Below are 1,731 nucleotides of genomic sequence, written 5' to 3' on the forward strand. Positions count from 1 at the left end.
TCTCTCGATTCCTTGTCGCTATACCCAGTCTCCGGCGGAGGTTGCCAGCCTGCGTGATTTGACTGATTGCATCCGCCTATTGACCGCTCTGGCAGGTATGTCAGCAGCACATTTCCCCGTTGAGCCTGATTCAGGCACTACACAAGAGGCACATCCATTATGAAAAAGATCCTTGTGGCATGCGGTACCGGCATGTCGACTTCAACCATGATTGCACACAAGCTGCAAGAGTTCCTGACTGAACAGGGCATTTCAGCCACTACCGCCCAATGCTGTCTGAATGAGATCCCTCTTAACTGTAACGGTATGGACCTTATTGTAACCTCCATGCGAACCAACAGTGATTACGGCATCCCTACGCTTAATGGCGCCGCCCTGCTCACAGGGATCAACGACGACGCGTTAAAACAACAAATCAAGGCTCTGTTAACTCAATAAAAGGAGGCATTATGTTTGATTACATCCTGTCTCTCGGCGGTACCGTTTTCGTCCCTATCATCATGATCGTGATTGGCCTTATCTTCCGCATCCCCTGGCTGCAGGCGATTAAGGCAGGGGTAACGGTTGGGATTGGTTTTGTCGGTATGGGACTGGTGATCGTCATGGCGATCGACAGCCTCAGTCCCCCTATCAAAGTGATGATTGAGCGTTTCGGCCTGGCCCTGCATGTCTTTGACGTTGGCGCAGGCCCTGCCTCCGGCGTTGGTTATGCGACAGCCATTGGCGCCATGATTATCCCAGTTATTTTTCTTCTCAATGTCGCCATGCTGGTCACCCGTCTGACCAAAACGATGAACGTCGATATTTACAATTACTGGCACTACGCCATTACGGGTACGGTGGTCCAGCTTATGACCGGTAGCCTGATTTATGGTGTGCTGGGGGCAATCTGCCATGCGGCGCTATCGTTAAAAATGGCCGACTGGACGGCAAAACGGGTACAGAACATCGTCGGGCTGGAAGGTATTTCGATACCGCAAGGCTACGGTTCCAGTTCAGTACCGCTTTTCGTTCTACTTGATGCTATCTATGAAAAAATCCCTTTCATGAAGGGACGCAATATCGATGCTCAGGAGATCCAGAAACGCTACGGCATGGTCGGCGATCCGGTGATTATCGGCGTAGTGCTCGGTCTGATTTTTGGCCTGGCGGCTGGTGAAGGCTTTAAAGGTTGCGCCAGTCTGATGATTACCGTTGCGGCAATCATGGTGCTGTTCCCGCGCATGATCCGCCTGATTGTTGAGGGCCTGATGCCCATCTCCGACGGTGCAAGAAAGTTCTTCCAGAAATATTTCAAAGGACGTGAAGTGTATATCGGTCTGGATACTGCTGTGACGCTGGGGCATCCAACCACCATTGCTGTCGGTCTGCTACTGATACCCATTATGTTAATTCTGGCCAGCATTTTACCGGGCAACAAAGTGTTACCCCTCGCAGACCTGCCGGTAGCACCGTTCTTTATCTGTATGGCTACGGTTATCCACCGCGGAGACCTGGTCAGGACGTTGATAAGCGGGGTCATCGTGATGATTACCGTCCTGCTGATCGCCACCCAGTTCGCGCCTTACTTCACTGAAATGGCGCTCAAAGGCGGTTTCAGTTTTGCCGGTGAAAGTGCGCAAATCTCAGCGTTGTCCGTGGGCAATATGTTCGGTTGGTCGATTTCTGAATTGATGTCGCTTGGGATTATTGGCGTTGTCGTGGCGGTCGGTATTGTCGCCAGCGTCGTGC

2 protein-coding genes and 1 pseudogene are annotated in these 1,731 nt (G+C 51.8%); all 3 read left to right on the forward strand.

All coding sequences use genetic code 11. The features are described 5' to 3' along the window. Positions 1-163, forward strand: a pseudogene (locus tag RTW80_RS24765) (M42 family peptidase); the annotation flags it as partial. Then, positions 160-438 carry a PTS sugar transporter subunit IIB SgcB gene (sgcB, locus tag RTW80_RS24770; protein ID WP_000722973.1) on the forward strand — a complete coding sequence of 93 codons (279 nt, stop codon included), beginning with the start codon at positions 160-162 and terminating at the stop codon, positions 436-438. The pseudogene RTW80_RS24765 and the gene sgcB, both read left to right, overlap by 4 nt. An 11-nt stretch (positions 439-449) precedes the next feature. Further along, positions 450-1,731 (forward strand): PTS sugar transporter subunit IIC SgcC (gene sgcC, locus RTW80_RS24775; protein WP_312720714.1); only part of this gene is annotated, 1,282 nt, incomplete at its 3' end.

Origin of the sequence: Escherichia sp. AM3 (assembly GCF_032029835.1) — a bacterium.
Classification (GTDB): Bacteria; Pseudomonadota; Gammaproteobacteria; order Enterobacterales; family Enterobacteriaceae; genus Escherichia; species Escherichia coli.

Coding starts and splice junctions, on each gene's coding strand:
- sgcB (WP_000722973.1), top strand. CDS start 160: ATGAAAAAGATCCTTGTGGCATGCGGTACCGGCATGTCGACTTCAACC.